The following is a 16,030-nucleotide window of genomic DNA, read 5'->3' as shown; positions in this document are numbered from 1 at the left end:
AGGGAAGTTCTTACAATCCTATACCGTCATGAAACACCATTTGATTGCATCGATTTTATTCATATTGCTGGCCATACAAGCCTGTGCGCCGGTAAATGTTTTGAGTGCGGAAGGAGAACCTGGTTTTTTGCTTAGCAAGTACAGGACCTTCGGATTCTACGCAGATGATTCTTCCTTAGAAAACTCAAAAGCCTATGAACAGCAGATTGCGTTTGCCCAGAAAGAAATTGCAGCTCAACTGCAAAGCAGAGGGTTAACCCAACAGAATTCCAGTCCTGATTTGCTGGTGAACATTGGCTTGGTGGTAGATGAGCGTACCCAGACCCGTGAGACTAATTTCCAAACCGACCGACCCAAATACACTGGCCAACGTCGGTATACCTGGCAAAGCAAAGAAGTGGAAGTAGGCACCTATAAAGCCGGTACCTTATCTGTGCATTTAGTAGACCCAACGCAAAACCAATTACTCTGGAAAGGCGAAGCTGAAACGGTCATGCCCAAGAAAGCTCAAGACATTCAAGAACGAATCTCTAAAAGCATTCAGGCACTGTTCAAGAAAATAAGGTAGAACTGGAATAAAAGAGCCTCCTCGTTTTTGGCCTAATTCTCAGGAAACAGGCCAAAAACGAGGAGGCTCTTTTATTTTTACCTAGTGGAATGAGACGGTTGAAGCGATGAGTATAAGATGGAAATCAAAATTATATAGATAAAGAAAAAGACAATTGTCCATTCTTACAATTTACTTAACATAATAACAGCTATAATTCCTTTAGCTACTTATTTAAATGACTCACACTTCACATATATAATAAAGTCTTATAATTTATATTATGTTAATTACCCTATTATAACACATTACAACCTCACTCTATTCAATCACATTTCTGATGAAATACTTTCCTGTATTAATGCCGTCCACCAAGTCTTGAATGGTTTTGGAGCTAAGGGTTTGTAACAGTTGGCCTCTATATAAAGAGATGTCATGATGCAATGGACACGGATGGGTGTCTGAACATTTCTTCATGCCCATGCCGCATTTCTTGAATGCCTCCAGTCCGTCAATGGTTTGCACAATCTCTAGCAAAGAAATTTCACGGGCCTCGCGGTGCAGGTAAAAGCCGCCGCCAGGTCCTTTCATGGAGGCTACAACGCCTTTCCGGACTAAGTCCTGCAGGATCTTGCCCATGAAATGAGCCGGCAGTTCCAGTTCTTTGCCAATTTCCTTGAGGCCAGAGCGCGCACCTTTGTCATTGTTCAATGCTATGTAAACTACCGCTCTAAGCGCGTACTCTGTGGTTTTTGAAAGCATTGCTAGCCCTTGTCTAATTAAATGGTGACAAATATATCACATCTCTTCCAGTTGGCGCCTACCGTCCTCGGTGATCATTTCTGGAGTCCACATGGGCCACCATACCAATTCTACGTTAATCTCGTGGTTTGGGAATTTTCTTTTGAGAATTTGCTGGGTAGCTGTAGTAATGGTGCCGCTCATGGGACAGCCCTTGGTCGTTAAGGTCAGCTCTATGTCCAACTCTTTGTCAGAAGCTTCTACTTTGTAGATCAACCCAAGGTCTACAATGTTTATGCCCACTTCGGGGTCAATGATGTACTTGAGGGTGTTTAACACCTCTTGGATTACATCAGGCTTTAGCGTTTCCATAGGCAAAAGGCTTTAAATCTTGAACTTTGTGCAACACCAGATGAAACACATTAACCACATAAAGAATGGCTGCCACCGTAAACGCAAGCGCTCCTACCATAAATACGGCCTGTTCCCGCAGCAATACCCCGGCGCCTAATACAAGAAAGCCCAGGCAGTAGAACCGGTTCTGCCAAAGCAGCAACGCGTGGCTGTACAAATCTTTGGGAAGCGGAGTTTTGAAACGACCCACCAAATCTTCGTAGGCGTGCATCCAAACAATAAACGGTAGGGTCTTGAAAGTTTGTCCCAGAATTAAGGCCGAAACAAAGCCCAGGAAAACCGACAAGCCATAGACCAGATACACACTTGCCATCAACGCCGGCGGCAGGGACAAACCGCTACTCACCACCAGCACCAGACATAGCGGAATTATTAAAAGGCCTAGGGCTACAAAGGTCTGCCGCATACCCAGGTCAATATCTGGCCGCTGCATGGTCTTCTTAGCTTCAAAGACAAACTTGAGAAACAGCCCCACCCCTGCTATCACCAGCAAGGCATATACCGGGAGTAGTTTGGTGTGAAAAAATAAATGGTCAAAAATGAAGAATACCAGCCCCGCGTTAATCAAATTATAAGACCCGTTCAACAGCTTGGTGCCGTCACAATGCGCCAACAAAAACATGGGAATCAGTTTGGAGCCCACCCCTATGATCAGCAGCAAAAACCAACCGGCCATGCCTATGTGCGCGTGCAGTTTCAGGTAATGCAGGTGTTCCTGGGGCAGAAACGGATACGTAAAGTTGACGGCCATTAATAACCCGATGAGCCCTGTAACCAGCAACCAGACGGCAGATGTGACAATGAAATCAGCTTCTACCGTCCAATAAGGTGCACTCCTGGCGGTTTGTACCATGTTAATGGTAAATAGCAGGAAGGAGATGAACAAACTGCAGGCAGCTACATGTAACGTGACTCCTACCTGGAAAAACCAGAAGGAATACGCCAGCAGCACTGTGCCCAACGCTAAAAGGACAAACGAGCAAATAGCCAGCTTCTCACAGTACAGCCGCACCTCCAACACAACCGGCAGCAATTGGTACAATGCCCCGAATATGATCATGGTGGCCCATCCCAGCACGGCCACATGCGTGAGCGTGAGTAGCTTTGGGTGAAAATAATGGCCGCCAAAAGCATCTCCTGACAATAGCAGCAACAGGCTTAAAGCCAGAAAGGAGACCGCACCGAAGACATAATGAGGCAGCACGACCCACTTGCCCGGCGAATTGGACGCGTTTGCAGTGCTCATGGCTATTCAGGTTTATAGATAAGTAAATGCACTTCAGAAGGGCCTTGCTCCGCAATGGAGATGGCACAAGCGCGTTCCTCTAGTTTAGGCAGCAGAAACTGCGGCACCCTTTTATGGATCACAAAGAGAGCATGGCCGGTGGGCAGCCATTCTAGTTCATGCAGAATGGTGATCATGGGCTGAGGCATCTCCAACCCTCGTACGTCCACGTGCTTGGTCTTGCCGACATAATGGGCCACCAACTGGTCAAACTCCAAGTCATTGCACTTAGGTTGGCTTTCTGCTTTCGCTTCAGTATTTTCCTCCAGCCAGAAATAGGTTTGAAACAGATCTTGGCGATGCTTTTCTACATAAGTCTTAAACCCCCGTTTCTGCAGCATCTGGATCAAGGGGGTGGGTTCAAACGAATTCAGAATGGCCAAGGCATTAGTTCCGTTCACCTGGTCTGCCGCCTTCATGATCTTCAGGAAAGGGTCTTGGCCGGTTTCAATGTCCTCCCGAACGTCTAGAAAGAGCAAGTCGTTTTTGGGCAGTTCTGCCAGAAATGCGGGAAAAACGGCGGCTTCTTTTGATTGTGTTTCCGCCACCAGAGTTTGCTCCTTCTTCAAGTTAAAACCTAAGGGCGCCAGCTTCTCAAAAAAGAGGGCTACTTCACAGCCTCCAATGCGGGCAGCATCGGCAATGGTCACCCTGGACGCCAGAATCTTCCTGAGCACCGGGTTCTTTAGTTTTTCAAAATGCCTGTTAATAGAGGCAATCGCGTCAATGGCAGACGGATTCTCCTTGATTAACGCTGAAATTTTGGTGGTGGCAGATATCTCCATTTCCTGTCTTCGTTAGTTCTCGCCTAGAGCGGGCATGGCTCTTTCCTAAGAATTGTTTAATTCTAGAAGCGCTTTTAGGCCGCTCCTTTGCTCAACCAGAACTCAGGACTAAAGGCATCTTGCCGTGGGCTGTGGTTGTGTTGCAACACGCTGGCCGCCAAGTCAAGGTCTTCGGCCGGCACCACAGATTGCAGGTAAGGGAATAGCTCGCGCTCCTCCCACCGTATGTGGGCAGTCAGGTCCTTATCCAATACCTCAAACAGACTTTTGTTCATGGGACTGCCTTCTTCAATGAGTTCAATCAACTTCTGAAGGAGCCGGTGCTCTTCTTCCAACTGAAGCCGCACTACATGGTCTGTTTGCAGAAGACGCGCCACCAACCATTCTTCTTCGGCGCAATGGTCCTTAAGCACGTTTTCCCAGAAATAGCGCACGTAGGCACGCATTACATTCAAATCTGTTTGGTGCTTGATCCCCTGTTTTAGTTTCCAGCAGAACAGAAGGCCAAAATGATGTTCCTTGCTTAGTGGCACCAGGCTCTTGGCTCTTTTTTGCGGCGTTTGGGTAGCGTTCATGGTATTGGCGGGCAGTGCCCAGTTAAGGAATGAAAAGTAAAAGGCGGGCCTGGGAGCGGCCCGCCTGTCTACCAGCTTATAATACTTCTTTTTCCATCTCTATCGCTCTGGGGAACAAGATGTTATTCTCCAGGTGGATGTGGCGGAACAAATCATCTTCAAACTCCTGCAACTTGGCAAAAGCTACCTGGTAGGTGGCGCAGGCATCTGCGGGTAGCGCATAATCCTGGGTGATGGTTCTAATGGACTCTAATTCTGAGCCGGCGGCTTCATGCTCCATTTCCATCATGTTGATGGGGTTCTGGATGCTTCCGAAGCTTGGAGCGCTCATCTTTTTACCTTGTTGCTTAGCCTCGTTCAATTGTTTGATGTACGGGAACAATACCAGCTCTTCCTTAGGCATATGGCTTTCCAGTTCCTGCGCTACGTTGTTGAAATGACGCAGAACGTCTATCAGCTCTGGGTGTCTGGCGCCGTGAACGCGGGCAATCTTGGTGGTGTACTCGCGCAGGGCCGGTATAGCTTCCCGCACGTATTTATGGTGGATGTTCACAATGTAGTCGGCTAGGAAAGACTGATCCCAGCTGGCAAAATCGGTCTCGGCAACGGTAGAGGTGTCTGGCAAGGCCTCTAATTCTTTTTCTACCAGTTCAGGGTTGATTCCTTTTTCCTCGCACACCTGAGTCAGGGATTTTTTACCGCCGCAGCAGAAATCAATGCCGTATTTCTTAAACACCTGGGCTTTCCTATAATCCTTGGCTACCAATTCGCCAATGCTTTCTTCTTCTGAGGGCGTGAGTTTGGAAATTTTCACTTCCCAGATTTCGGGGCCTTGCAGCAGGTACTCCCACTTAAAGATGTTTCCGCGCTCTCCTAGTAATTGGTAGTAAAGCGGCTTAGGGTCATGGTCATTATGAATGATGAAAGCCTCCCCTCCTTTGCGGGCATCAAACCACTCAAAAATGGTGGGGTGTTTCATGCGGGGCTCCAGTTGAGTTACGTCCAAGGTGTCTATGGTTTCTGTGATGGTCATGATAGTAAAGATTTAGTTCTTGTATTTGATAACTGAGCTAAAGGTATAAAACAAAATCAACATTAAAAGACTAAAGGGTATTTTATTATTTTATTTTACTTTTATCTTTACCCCGGCTTGCCAGACGGCTCTTGCCCCGTTGGTTTGGCCCATGGTAGAGATTGGTTGTCTAACACTGCAAGTGTACCGCCTTTCAGTGGCATCTAGAATGACTGGCGTCTTTGAAGCAAATGATGTTGGTCATGTTACTTGCGGCCAGAGGAGGCTAGCTATTGACAGGCTGTGTTGTTTTTAGGCTAATTTCTTGAAAACACGCCAAAAACGGGACGGTCCCACCAGGGAGATTCAACCATCCCTCTCAGCACACAGGATTTTTAAGAGCGTGGTGCACGTTTACTAAGGTTCAGGAATTTCAGAAGGCTGGCGGTTACTAGGGGGTTTGCCCAAGGTTGCCTCCTGCCACGCGCTTGGCTAGCAAGCGAGCTTCCGTTTTTGGCTTGATTTTCTGAAAATAGCCTAAAAACGATCAATCATGGCCATGCAACAAGAATGGAAAAAGAAAGAGGCTGCGCCCCATTGCCCGCTACAGGGGCTTTTACCAATGAATTGATTCTCAAACCATTTAATATCCATTGCCATGAAAAAACAAACCCATCCCCAACGGGGCCTCTCCTTTGTCAGGCATTTTACCCAGGAGGGAGAATCACCGTTCTCCCAATTTTTATATGAACGGCGGTCTTCCGTCATTAAAAACCCGCTAGGTGAGATTGTCTCCCAACTGGAGGACGTGGAAGTACCTGCCCAGTGGTCTCAGATTGCCACCGACATTCTAGCTCAAAAATACCTCAGGCGGGCGGGCGTACCCCAGCAAGACGGCACCCTGGCCCCTGAAACCTCTGTACGGCAGGTGGTGCACAGGTTGGCCAACTGCTGGCGGGCCTGGGGCTCGCGGTACGGGTACTTTAAAAAAGAGCAGGATTCCCAGGTCTTTTATGATGAGCTGGCATACATGCTGTTGGGTCAGTACGCCGCGCCCAACTCCCCACAGTGGTTCAACACCGGCCTATATGAGTCTTATGGCATCTCTGAACCGTCGTCGGGGCATTTTTACGTTGACCCCCTTACTGGAAAGGCCCAGGAGTCAACTACTTCCTATGAACGTCCCCAGCCGCATGCCTGCTTCATTCTTTCAGCCCAGGACAATCTAACCTTTAAAGGCGGCATCATGGACCTGTTCCTGCAAGAAGCCCGGGTCTTTAAATATGGCTCTGGCGTAGGCACCAACTACTCTAACATCAGGGCCAAGGACGAGCCATTGTCTGGGGGTGGCTCCTCCTCGGGGCTGCTATCTTTTCTAAAAGTAGGCGACCGCGCCGCCGGGGCCATCAAGTCTGGGGGCACCACGCGCCGGGCCGCCAAAATGGTGTCATTGGACCTGGACCACCCAGAAATTGAGGCCTTCATCAACTGGAAGAAAGACGAAGAACGGAAGGTAGCCGCTCTCATTGCCGCAGGCTACTCAGCAGACTATGAAGGCGAAGCTTACCAGACGGTGGCAGGCCAGAACAGCAACAACTCGGTGCGGGTACCTGACACTTTCTTTGAGGCGATGACCCAGGACCAGGACTGGCACCTGAAGGCCCGCACCACCGGAAAGATCATGCGCAGTGTGCCCGCCAAAGATATCTGGCGACAGATCAACGAGGCCGCCTGGGCCTGCGCAGACCCCGCGCTTCAATTTGATACCACCATCAATGATTGGCACACTTGCCCCGCTGAGGGTAGAATCAATGCCTCCAACCCCTGTTCTGAGTACATGTTCCTGGATAATACGGCCTGCAACCTGGCCTCTTTGAACCTAATGGCTTTTTACAACCAACAAACTCAGGAATTTGACACAGAGGCCTTCGCTCATGCTTGCCGCCTCTGGACGGTTGTATTGGAGATTTCGGTGTTGATGGCCCAATTCCCCTCAGAGGAGGTGGCCGTTCGTTCGTATCAGTACCGTACGCTGGGGTTGGGGTACGCCAACCAGGGGGCTTTGCTCATGATTCAAGGATTACCTTATAATAGTGACCAGGCCCGGGCACTGGCCGCCGGCATCACCTCCCTCATGACGGCCACGGCCTATCAGACCTCGGCTGAAATGGCGGCTGAACTGGGACCTTTTGCCATGTACGCTCCCAACCGAGAGGCCATGTTGCGGGTTCTGCGAAACCACCAGCACGCTGCCCATGACCGAATAGAGGCTTATGAACAGTTGCACCTTCCGGCCAAGGGTCTGGACCAGGAACGATGTCCCGCCCCTATTCTACTGGCGGCGCAAAAAGCCTGGCAAAACTCCCTGGACCTGGGTGAGAAGCATGGTTTCAGAAATGCGCAGGCCACCGTCATCGCCCCTACAGGCACCATTGGTTTGCTCATGGACTGTGACACCACCGGCGTAGAGCCAGACTTTGCACTGGTCAAATTCAAAAAGCTGGCCGGTGGCGGATATTTCAAAATCATCAACCAGTCCATTCCTTTGGCCCTGAACCGATTGGGGTATCCAGAAGAGCAAATAACTTCCATAATTAATTACGCTAAAGGCCACGCCACCTTACAGAACGCCCCCCATGTGCATCCCGCTGCCCTGTTAGACAAAGGTTTTTTAACTGAGGATCTGGAAGTGCTGGAGGCCGCGCTGGCCACCGCTTTTGACACCCGCAGCCTGTTCAGTTGGTATACCTTGGGAGAAACTTGCCTGGAGCGGCTGGGCATTCAGCCAGCCACCTACCAAAAACCAGACTTTGACTTATTGAGAACGCTGGGACTCACTGTCCGCCAGATCCAAGAGGTCAATGAATACCTGTTTGGCACCATGACGGTAGAAGGAGCTCCTTTTCTGAAAGAAGAACATTACGCGGTTTTTGACTGTGCCAACCCCTGCGGCGACAAAGGCCGACGGTTCATCTCACCCGAAGGTCACATTCACATGATGGCCGCGGTACAGCCTTTCATCTCAGGGGCCATCTCCAAAACCATCAACCTGCCGCATGAGACCACAGTGGAGCAAGTAGCCCATTGCTATGAAACCTCCTGGAGACTAGGCTTAAAAGCATGTTCCCTCTACCGTGACGGTAGCAAGCTTTCACAACCACTCTCCTCCAAAACCCAGGATGCCACAGTAGAGGATACCGCTTCCAACCCGCCTGAACCCCAACAGCATTTGCATAACAGCGAGCAAGTTTTGAAGGCAGCCCAAGCCATTTTAGCAGACGCCTCCAATGATCAATTCAGGCAGCAGCTTTCGCATATGGTGGAGCGGCACAAATTACCGGACAAGCGAAATGGTTTTACCCAAAAGGCCAAGATAGACGGCCAGACCGTGTACGTACGCACTGGTGAGTATGCAGATGGCAGTCTGGGCGAAGTGTTTATTGACATGTACAAAGAAGGGGCCTCTTTCCGGTCCATTCTCAACTGTTTCGCCATTTCGGTTTCGCTGGGCTTGCAATACGGGGTACCGTTGGAGGAGTTCGTCAACCGATTTGTGTTCACCCGCTTTGAACCCGCCGGCCGGGTGGAGCATCCCAACATCAAACAGTCCACTTCCTTGTTAGACTATCTGTTCAGGCTGCTTGCCTATGAATACCTGGGCCGGACCGACCTGGTGCACGTGCCCAACACCCAGGAACCATCACCTGGGCAGAAACCAACTGCCTCTGTTCTGGAAGACCAGGTAAACAGCGCGGCACAGGAGAAGTACCCATTAGATAGCGCCCTGCCCTCCGTGGCAACTGAAAGATGCGAGACTCTGGTGCAACAAACCCAGAAGATTATGGCTAACATGCTGGGGGATGCCCCCGTGTGCAACAGCTGCGGCCACCTGACCATACGATCTGGCACATGCTACAAATGCTTGAATTGCGGCAACAGTTTAGGCTGTAGCTAAGCACGTTACCTTTTATAAACAAGAAAGGCTAGTAGGCGTATCTTCCTGCTAGCCTTTCTTGTTTTTAGGCTGATTTCCGGGAAATAGGCCAAAAACGGAATTAACTATCCATAACGGGCGGCTTTTTGTGATAAGCGTGCTTTCGTTGGGCTGCAAATAGCAACAAGACACCCACGGGCAAGAATACGCTTACCAGAAACAACCAGAGTGCGTACCGGTCAATGGCCCCCAGCCCCAACCAAAAGAAAATCCCCTGTAGAAACAAGAGCCCCTCAGACAGGATAAAGGCCGCGACAAATAGCCCCAAACCCCAACCAGCCCATCCTTTAATAGCAAGCCAGCCCATGCGGGCCATGAAACCCATGAAAAAGAAGCTAATGCCGCCAATCAACACCAGGTGCAGGTAGCCGATAATGAAATGCCTCACCTGAAAAGCCAACTGCGCCATGTAAGGAAAGGCCGTCACCAATTGCATGGTTAATTTTAGGGCAAGGGCCGTCATGGAAAGAAGGAAAAAGGCCCTGGGCCACCCTTTTAGTTGAGAAAGCAAGAAAGATCTTTGAGGCCAGAGGAAGGACAAGAGCAAAAGCCCCGCCGCCACCTGCAGTGCCCCGGCCACGCCACCCACCCAATACACCCACATGGCAGGTTTCACCCAGAGGACCGAGAGCAGATAAGCCGGCAGACAGGCCCAGAAGAACAAGTGAAAAACAAACTTGAACCTCTTTTGCTGTGGCGTTACTATGCCAAGATGCTCCAGCCACCAGAAAAGCAGCCCCAGCACGGCAAAGGTAAACCAGCCGTTGTATTGAAAATGCAGGTAGAAGTAAATGGCGTTATAGTAAAGAGGCTCGCCACTATGCCCCGTGGCCATGATGGGTCCCATGGCCCACGGCCCCAGCGAGGACAGTGCTAAAAAGAACAGGGCGGCTCGCACGAAGGCAAAAGAGGTCTGATGTCGCCCCTCCTGCACACCCGTGGCTTTGGCATCTTTCAGGAACTGGTAGATAAACCAATAACTTAATAGGATATGGAGCGTGCTGAAGGTGATGGACGCCGCGGCATACCCCTGCACCGGAAAAGAAACCAGCATGCCCACCACCGCGCCTTGAGAAAGCCAGAATTGCCATCCGTACACTCGTTTAGAAGCTATTGCAGGAGGAAGGTACACGGTGACCAAGGTGAGGAAGGCCGCAGAATAGAGCCAGCCCAGCAGCGCTACATGGGAATGGGCGTGCAATAAAAATTTAAAGTTTATGCCAGTGAGGGTGCCCATCTGCAGATAGCGCAAGAACAAACCTAAAACCGCCACCACCACCAGCTGCGCCAAGGCCACCATGACCCAACTTTTTTTAGGGAAGGCACAAGAAAGGGAATTGGAGAGAGTAGATTGAGGCATCGGGTTTATTATGCGTAAGGCCCGTCCCCCAAAGGTCTTACTTGGTTGTTTTCTGAAACGGGGCCGCTTCTAAAATACATAGAAGACTGCAGTTAAGCCAGTCTTTCATTAGTTGCCATGCCCCAAACCACAATCTTTATTTCCACGCAACCCCTTGTTTACCAAAGCGTTTAAATGGCTTTACCTAATGCAGAAGATTATGAAAAAGGTACTAATGGTAGCAACCGTGCTGTTAGGATTTGGATGCGGAGACAGCAATACTACAACAACCCGGCAAACCACCCAGGACATGGCAACAGATGAAAGCGTGGAAATTGGCGCAGGAGATGAGATTTCGCCTCAACTGGAAGGAGACGATGACTCGGCTAGGTTACGCGTAGATACTGTGACCTCTTCCCAAGAGGTGCAAACCCAACAACAGCCAATTGCCCCCCAATAACCAGAAGCTCCAATCGGAAACGCATCTACTTTATAAAAGCGGAATTTTACTGGCAGGGTTAGTTTAAAAGTCACCATGCTGGTAGAATCCCGCTTTTTCATCTACGTAAGATGCGTATTCAATCACTATTTTGGTTGGCTAGTTACAGACTTGGCTATACCACCTGTGCTGGTTCCAGAATTTGCTCCATTAAAGCAAGCAAGTCTTGCTGTAGGGCGGCACTTCTATCTTTTGCGTACCAACCGTGCACCTGGGTCATGTATTCTTCATGCGTAGCCCCAGGATTTTCCGCTTTGTACTGTACAAGTTTTTCTTGAATGGCGGCCGGGCGGGGCCCCCAGGTAAATAACCGTTCACCCGTATGATGGTTCTCGCAGATTAGTTTGGGAATGGCGCGGCTTCCGTTGGTCAGGCAAGAGTTCATAAGGCTCTGGTTCTCATCGCGCGGCACAATAAGCAACTCAATGGTAGGCACAGATTGGGCAATGGACGCAATGGCAGGAATTGTCTGGGCCCCGTCTCCGCACCAGGACTCTACTAATAAAAGCCACCGCCAATGAGGCTGGTGCTTCTGCAAAAGGGTTGCCATTTCGGGGAGCATGGCAAATTGTTTCTCTACCCGTTTCATGCGTTGCAGATTAAGCTTGGTGAAGGCAATGCGCTCATCTGTTTGCTCAAGGCCCGTGGTACTGCCTTCTTCTGCAAGCGTTTCTACCAAAGTTCTGTATGAAGAATAAGTCATGGGGTTTATCAGGGCCATAATCAGGATAGAGTTCATATTGGCTGTCTTTAGATTTCTACAAGTTTAGCCTAAAACCAAGCCTTGTAAAATGACAGGAATCACTCTGGTAGGTGTTAAAAAGCACTTTCAAGAATTGGCTATCTAATCATTCACGGCCTGGCGTTTTTGGCTGGTTTTCTGAAAAAGAGCCAAAAACGAGAAAAGCGCCACCTAAGTAGGTGGCGCTTTTCTTTTCAACATAAACAAACTTTGCCCGAAGGCCTGACGATGACTATTAAATATAGAATACAATAAGGTTATACATCTCTTCTGGAAAAGATCCTTTTGGCGCTAAGCAGTGGTAAAACAATCCATAGCATCAGCAACCCAAACGACAGGCTGATTCCCCAGCTGCTGCCCAGAATATTCTTGTACAAGGCGCCAGTATACCCCATCAACGCGGACACATCCAGGTTCAGCAATACCATAATCCGGCCAAGGTCTATCGGGTTGAGAGCGGTCATGGCTAATGCGGGGTATTCCAAGGGATAATCGCTAAAAGAATACAGGATTAGCAATACCAGACCGTCATATAAGAGGGCAAAGAAAAACCACAACAACAGGGCAAATCCTATGCCTTTGGCCTTGTCACGGGTGAGAACGCAGGCCAGAAAGGCCAGGGCCACGAAAATAAAGGTGATGAATAATCCTGTGAGCACCAGAAACAGGCCCGTAAGCCCCGCTCCGCTCACCAGCACCGGTAGGCCCACGCCTACCACAAACGCAGCCGAAAGCGAGAAGGCCACGCCCAGAAACTCGCTCAGGAAAATCTTCTGCCGCGTAATAGGCTGGGCCACCAACAACTCCATGAACTCATATGAATTGTAAAAGTGCGTAGTGGCAAACACAATACTGATGAGCGGCACCGTGAGCAGCACCAGGTTGAGAAGACTAAGAATTCCCTTCTCCGGACTTCCGCCCAAATAAAACAAGCCCAAGGAAAGCAGCAGCAGAAACAGCGTGTAGCCTATGATGATTTTGCTCTTGAGGATGTCAAGCAGCACGTATTTGATAATCTTACTCATAATACTTCTTCTAAGCGCATGGCCTTGGCCACGGCGCGGCTCAAGCGATCTTCCTGGGTTTGGGCCTTCAAGGCCTGAATGGTCTCATTGAACCGCACCTGCCCTTCTACCAGGCACAGGACCTCGTCGGCTACTTCCTCAATCTCGCTCATGATGTGAGAGGTGATTAAGATCAGCTTCCCTTTGCTTTTTTCCAGCAGAATTTTCCGCTTCAGGATTTCAGCAGACAGGGGATCCAGTCCGGCGGTGGGTTCATCCAGTATGAGAATGTCTGGGTTAAACATGAAAGCCAGGGCGGCGCTCACTTTTTGCTTGGTGCCACCAGACAAGGCGCCCATGTGCTTGTCATACATGGCCGGTAGCTTGTACTGTTCCAGGAGGTCTTCATCCAGAGGATGTACTGATGGCCGCATATCTTGCAGCATCTGGAACACCTGTCGTATTTTCATGTTCTCTGGGTAGCGCCCAATCTGAGGCATATACCCAATCTGGCTTCGGTAGGCATGTTCTTTGAGAATGCTCTGGCCGTTAAGCTTTATATCACCAGTGTCTGGCAAGACCATGCCGAGAATGCATTTGCTCAAGGTGGTTTTGCCAGATCCGTTGGGACCTATAATGGAGACTACTTTGCCAGTGTTAAAGGTGACGCTCACCTGTTGCAGCACTTGCAGTTTGCCGTAGCGCTTGCACAGGTTTTCTATCTGTATCATGGTGTATCTTTTTCATCAAGGGACGTTCGTCTACCAATTGGTCTGGGATGATGCTGGGCAGTACACGCTCCATGCTGTCCAGCAGGTCAATCATGAAACTGCGCATGAACATCACAGAAGCCGGCACTTTCTCTACCAACATGGAGTACAAACTCACGGGCCGGTATGGTACATCACCTATCTGGTCTCGGCCCAAATCATAGCCCGTGTAGCGCTCCCAGTAATTACGCTCAAAAAAGTTATTGGCCGAACTGCCGTTGGTACTCACATCAAATGAGTTGCCTGTAAAGTTGTTTAGTTGAAACGTGTCTTCCAAACAGGATGTAAGCAGTTTCACCGCCCAGCCGTTTCGTTCAAAATCATTGCGTCTGATCTGGAGGCGGCTGGAGCTTTCCATGTGTAGCGCCGTGGTATTTCCCCTGAACAAGTTATTCTCAATGGTGCTGTTGCTAATGTCTTTTAAGAGCAACCCATAGGAGGCGGCTCCCCAATTGTCTTCAAAGGTATTATGCGCCATGTGCACATTATGCGTGTACATGACCGCCACGCCGGCCCCGTTCTGTTTGAAGGTGTTGTGCGTGTACACGTTGCGGTCAGAGAACATGAAGTGCATGCCGTACCGCTGGTTCTGGTGACTGAGGTTGTGGTGCACTTTGGCATCTTTCACCGTCTCCAGGTAAATGCCGTCTCGGTGGCCCTGCACGTCATTGTTACTAATGACGGCGTTGTTGCAGTAGTATAGGTGAATGGCATTGCCCAATGCCGTTTCATTGCGGTTGGCGTTCTCTCCCTTCACCTTGTTGCCTTTGATGACAATGTCTTCTGCATTCTGCAGGTAAATAGCAAAGAAGGTCTTTAAAATGGTATTGTCCAGGATTTTAATATGGTTACGGCCTAGAACCCGGATGGCTGCATCATCTCTTCTATAACTAGTGGCCACGTTCTGAAGCGTGAAGCCCTGCACCGTCACTTGGTCAGACGTGATGGAGATGATCTCTCCCGTATTTTTACCGTCAATGACAGGGTAATTCTGCCCTAGCAACACCAAAGGCTTGTTCACCTCAATGCCAGACTCTTGGTAGAGACCGCCTTTCACCAAAACGGTATCTCCAGGCTTGGCTTTCTGCACCGCCGTTTTCACAGAGGCATAGGCACATGACTTGCACACGGTCAGGGTCTTGCCCCAGGCCGAAGAAGAGACCAAGAGAAAAACCCAGATGCCCAGCGCAAGGAATATACGTCTACTCAAGTTTATCATTGTTTTGAACGGCTTCTTGCACCTGCACCCAATTGAGGAGAGTGCCGGCGTACTGTTGTTTCATTTTGGCGGCGGTGCTTGGGTCTGCCACAGCAGTCAAGTGCATGCCCATGGGACTGGCCAAGGCTTTGGTACGTAAAAACTGCGCCTTTCCCACCTCCACCAGCGTACCCGGGTTGGCAAAATCTGACACCATTAAAAATGCCGCGTTCTTCTGCTCCTCAGGCCGTTCATTAAGATACGCTGCCAAGCATTCAATGGAATCAAAAAAAGAGGCTTTGCCCTTGTCATTCACCAGCTCGGCCCCATAACGGTTATCAGACACCGTCATGTTGCAATGCGCGCAGTTGGCCTGGCCATAAGGAATGGTTTTGGGCTCTACGGCACAGGAAGACAGCATAGCAACCAGGCAGAAAAAAGTGAGGGCTTGTAAGGTTATAGTTTTCATGACACGGTGGTCTTAGTACGGGCAACAGATGGCAATTGGACGGCGGGTCGGCTGAGGAAAAAGGCCAGGCCTGCCAGCAAAATGCCTAACGCGATGCCCAGGCTGCCCCAGGCCGGTAAAGAGAGGGCTTCAAAATTGAGCAGGGTTTTATGCCCCAGCAGCGGCGGGATATAAGTCATGCCCGGTACTTTGATGGGCGCTTCAGGACTCAAGGTAGTCCCAAATTTCACCAGCCAGAGATAAAAGTCCAGAATGCCTACCGACCCTCCTACCATGAGCAGCAGCGTCCAACCCAAGACCAGCTTGCGTTTGCCTAGCAGCGCCACCACCACTCCGGTGATCATGAAAAAGACAACAATGTAGGGCATGTATTTAAGCTCGGCAAAAGATTCTGCATGAATGGGGGCCATGCCGATGTAGTGGTTCAAGATATTAAAATTCTGGAGGACTCCTTCTGAACTACCGCCAAGTTTATTCACCCAGATATGCAGTTCAAGGCCTTCGGGGTACTGGGGGGCTTTCAGGTAAATCTTCCACATGGGAAACAGAAACAGCAGGCCTAGTGAAACGGCTGCCAACAGCATGAGCACTTTCTGGTAAACCTTCATCCTTTTGGGGTTAAGACGAGTGTATAAAAAGATCAGCGGAGGCTGGGG

General features: G+C 49.8%; 16 protein-coding genes. 3 read left to right on the top strand and 13 right to left on the bottom strand.

Going from position 1 to position 16,030, the window contains the following annotated elements; all coding sequences use genetic code 11:
- Positions 1–127: 127 nt before the first annotated feature.
- A complete protein-coding gene (locus GU926_RS02510) occupies positions 128–568 on the top strand; it encodes a DUF4136 domain-containing protein (protein WP_232058408.1) in 441 nt (146 codons plus the stop codon).
- Between the two features lie 300 nt (positions 569–868).
- On the opposite strand, the gene GU926_RS02505 is transcribed toward GU926_RS02510, so the two are convergent.
- The 6 genes from GU926_RS02505 to ric form a co-directional block, all read right to left on the bottom strand.
- The gene (locus tag GU926_RS02505; protein WP_160688707.1) at positions 869–1,309 is read right to left on the bottom strand and encodes an RrF2 family transcriptional regulator; all 441 of its coding nucleotides are present in this window, start codon (positions 1,307–1,309) and stop codon (positions 869–871) included.
- A gap of 36 nt (positions 1,310–1,345) precedes the next feature.
- Positions 1,346–1,660, bottom strand: coding sequence for a metal-sulfur cluster assembly factor (locus GU926_RS02500; RefSeq protein WP_160688706.1), 315 nt, complete (start codon positions 1,658–1,660; stop codon positions 1,346–1,348).
- Positions 1,641–2,948 (bottom strand): hypothetical protein, encoded by a 1,308-nt coding sequence (locus tag GU926_RS02495; protein WP_160688704.1) that lies wholly within the window; start codon positions 2,946–2,948, stop codon positions 1,641–1,643. The genes GU926_RS02500 and GU926_RS02495 overlap by 20 nt, the downstream gene beginning before the upstream one ends.
- A 2-nt stretch (positions 2,949–2,950) precedes the next feature.
- Positions 2,951–3,772: a DUF2249 domain-containing protein gene (locus GU926_RS02490; protein WP_160688702.1), complete on the bottom strand. Its 822-nt coding sequence runs from the start codon at positions 3,770–3,772 to the stop codon at positions 2,951–2,953.
- Between the two features lie 74 nt (positions 3,773–3,846).
- Positions 3,847–4,347 (bottom strand): hypothetical protein, encoded by a 501-nt coding sequence (locus GU926_RS02485; protein ID WP_160688700.1) that lies wholly within the window; start codon positions 4,345–4,347, stop codon positions 3,847–3,849.
- A gap of 76 nt (positions 4,348–4,423) precedes the next feature.
- On the bottom strand, positions 4,424–5,380 hold the full coding sequence (ric, locus tag GU926_RS02480; protein ID WP_160688698.1) for an iron-sulfur cluster repair di-iron protein: 957 nt from the start codon (positions 5,378–5,380) through the stop codon (positions 4,424–4,426).
- A gap of 637 nt (positions 5,381–6,017) precedes the next feature.
- On the opposite strand from ric, the gene GU926_RS02475 reads away from it, so the two are divergent.
- Positions 6,018–9,314: a vitamin B12-dependent ribonucleotide reductase gene (locus tag GU926_RS02475; RefSeq protein WP_160688696.1), complete on the top strand. Its 3,297-nt coding sequence runs from the start codon at positions 6,018–6,020 to the stop codon at positions 9,312–9,314.
- Between the two features lie 100 nt (positions 9,315–9,414).
- Here GU926_RS02475 and GU926_RS02470 read toward each other — a convergent pair whose 3' ends face one another.
- Entirely contained in the window at positions 9,415–10,713 is a 1,299-nt protein-coding gene (locus GU926_RS02470; protein ID WP_160688694.1) for a hypothetical protein, read from the bottom strand.
- 199 nt (positions 10,714–10,912) lie between these two features.
- On the opposite strand from GU926_RS02470, the gene GU926_RS02465 reads away from it, so the two are divergent.
- Entirely contained in the window at positions 10,913–11,152 is a 240-nt protein-coding gene (locus tag GU926_RS02465) for a hypothetical protein (protein ID WP_160688692.1), read from the top strand.
- A gap of 154 nt (positions 11,153–11,306) precedes the next feature.
- Here the strand turns inward: GU926_RS02465 and GU926_RS02460 are convergent, their stop codons facing one another.
- The 6 genes from GU926_RS02460 to GU926_RS02435 form a co-directional block, all read right to left on the bottom strand.
- Positions 11,307–11,894 carry a thioredoxin family protein gene (locus GU926_RS02460; protein ID WP_232058407.1) on the bottom strand — a complete coding sequence of 196 codons (588 nt, stop codon included), beginning with the start codon at positions 11,892–11,894 and terminating at the stop codon, positions 11,307–11,309.
- Between the two features lie 296 nt (positions 11,895–12,190).
- Positions 12,191–12,958 carry an ABC transporter permease subunit gene (locus GU926_RS02455; protein WP_160688688.1) on the bottom strand — a complete coding sequence of 256 codons (768 nt, stop codon included), beginning with the start codon at positions 12,956–12,958 and terminating at the stop codon, positions 12,191–12,193.
- A complete protein-coding gene (locus tag GU926_RS02450; RefSeq protein ID WP_160688686.1) occupies positions 12,955–13,668 on the bottom strand; it encodes an ABC transporter ATP-binding protein in 714 nt (237 codons plus the stop codon). Before GU926_RS02450 ends, GU926_RS02455 begins: the two co-directional genes overlap by 4 nt.
- Positions 13,595–14,926 (bottom strand): nitrous oxide reductase family maturation protein NosD, encoded by a 1,332-nt coding sequence (locus GU926_RS02445; protein ID WP_160688684.1) that lies wholly within the window; start codon positions 14,924–14,926, stop codon positions 13,595–13,597. Before GU926_RS02445 ends, GU926_RS02450 begins: the two co-directional genes overlap by 74 nt.
- On the bottom strand, positions 14,910–15,374 hold the full coding sequence (locus GU926_RS02440) for a nitrous oxide reductase accessory protein NosL (protein ID WP_160688682.1): 465 nt from the start codon (positions 15,372–15,374) through the stop codon (positions 14,910–14,912). Before GU926_RS02440 ends, GU926_RS02445 begins: the two co-directional genes overlap by 17 nt.
- The gene (locus GU926_RS02435; RefSeq protein WP_160688680.1) at positions 15,371–15,982 is read right to left on the bottom strand and encodes a hypothetical protein; all 612 of its coding nucleotides are present in this window, start codon (positions 15,980–15,982) and stop codon (positions 15,371–15,373) included. The genes GU926_RS02440 and GU926_RS02435 overlap by 4 nt, the downstream gene beginning before the upstream one ends.
- Positions 15,983–16,030 lie beyond the last annotated feature (48 nt).

The organism is Nibribacter ruber (assembly GCF_009913235.1).
Lineage (GTDB): Bacteria > Bacteroidota > Bacteroidia > Cytophagales > Hymenobacteraceae > Nibribacter > Nibribacter ruber.
This window is presented reverse-complemented; position numbering and strand designations above follow the sequence as displayed.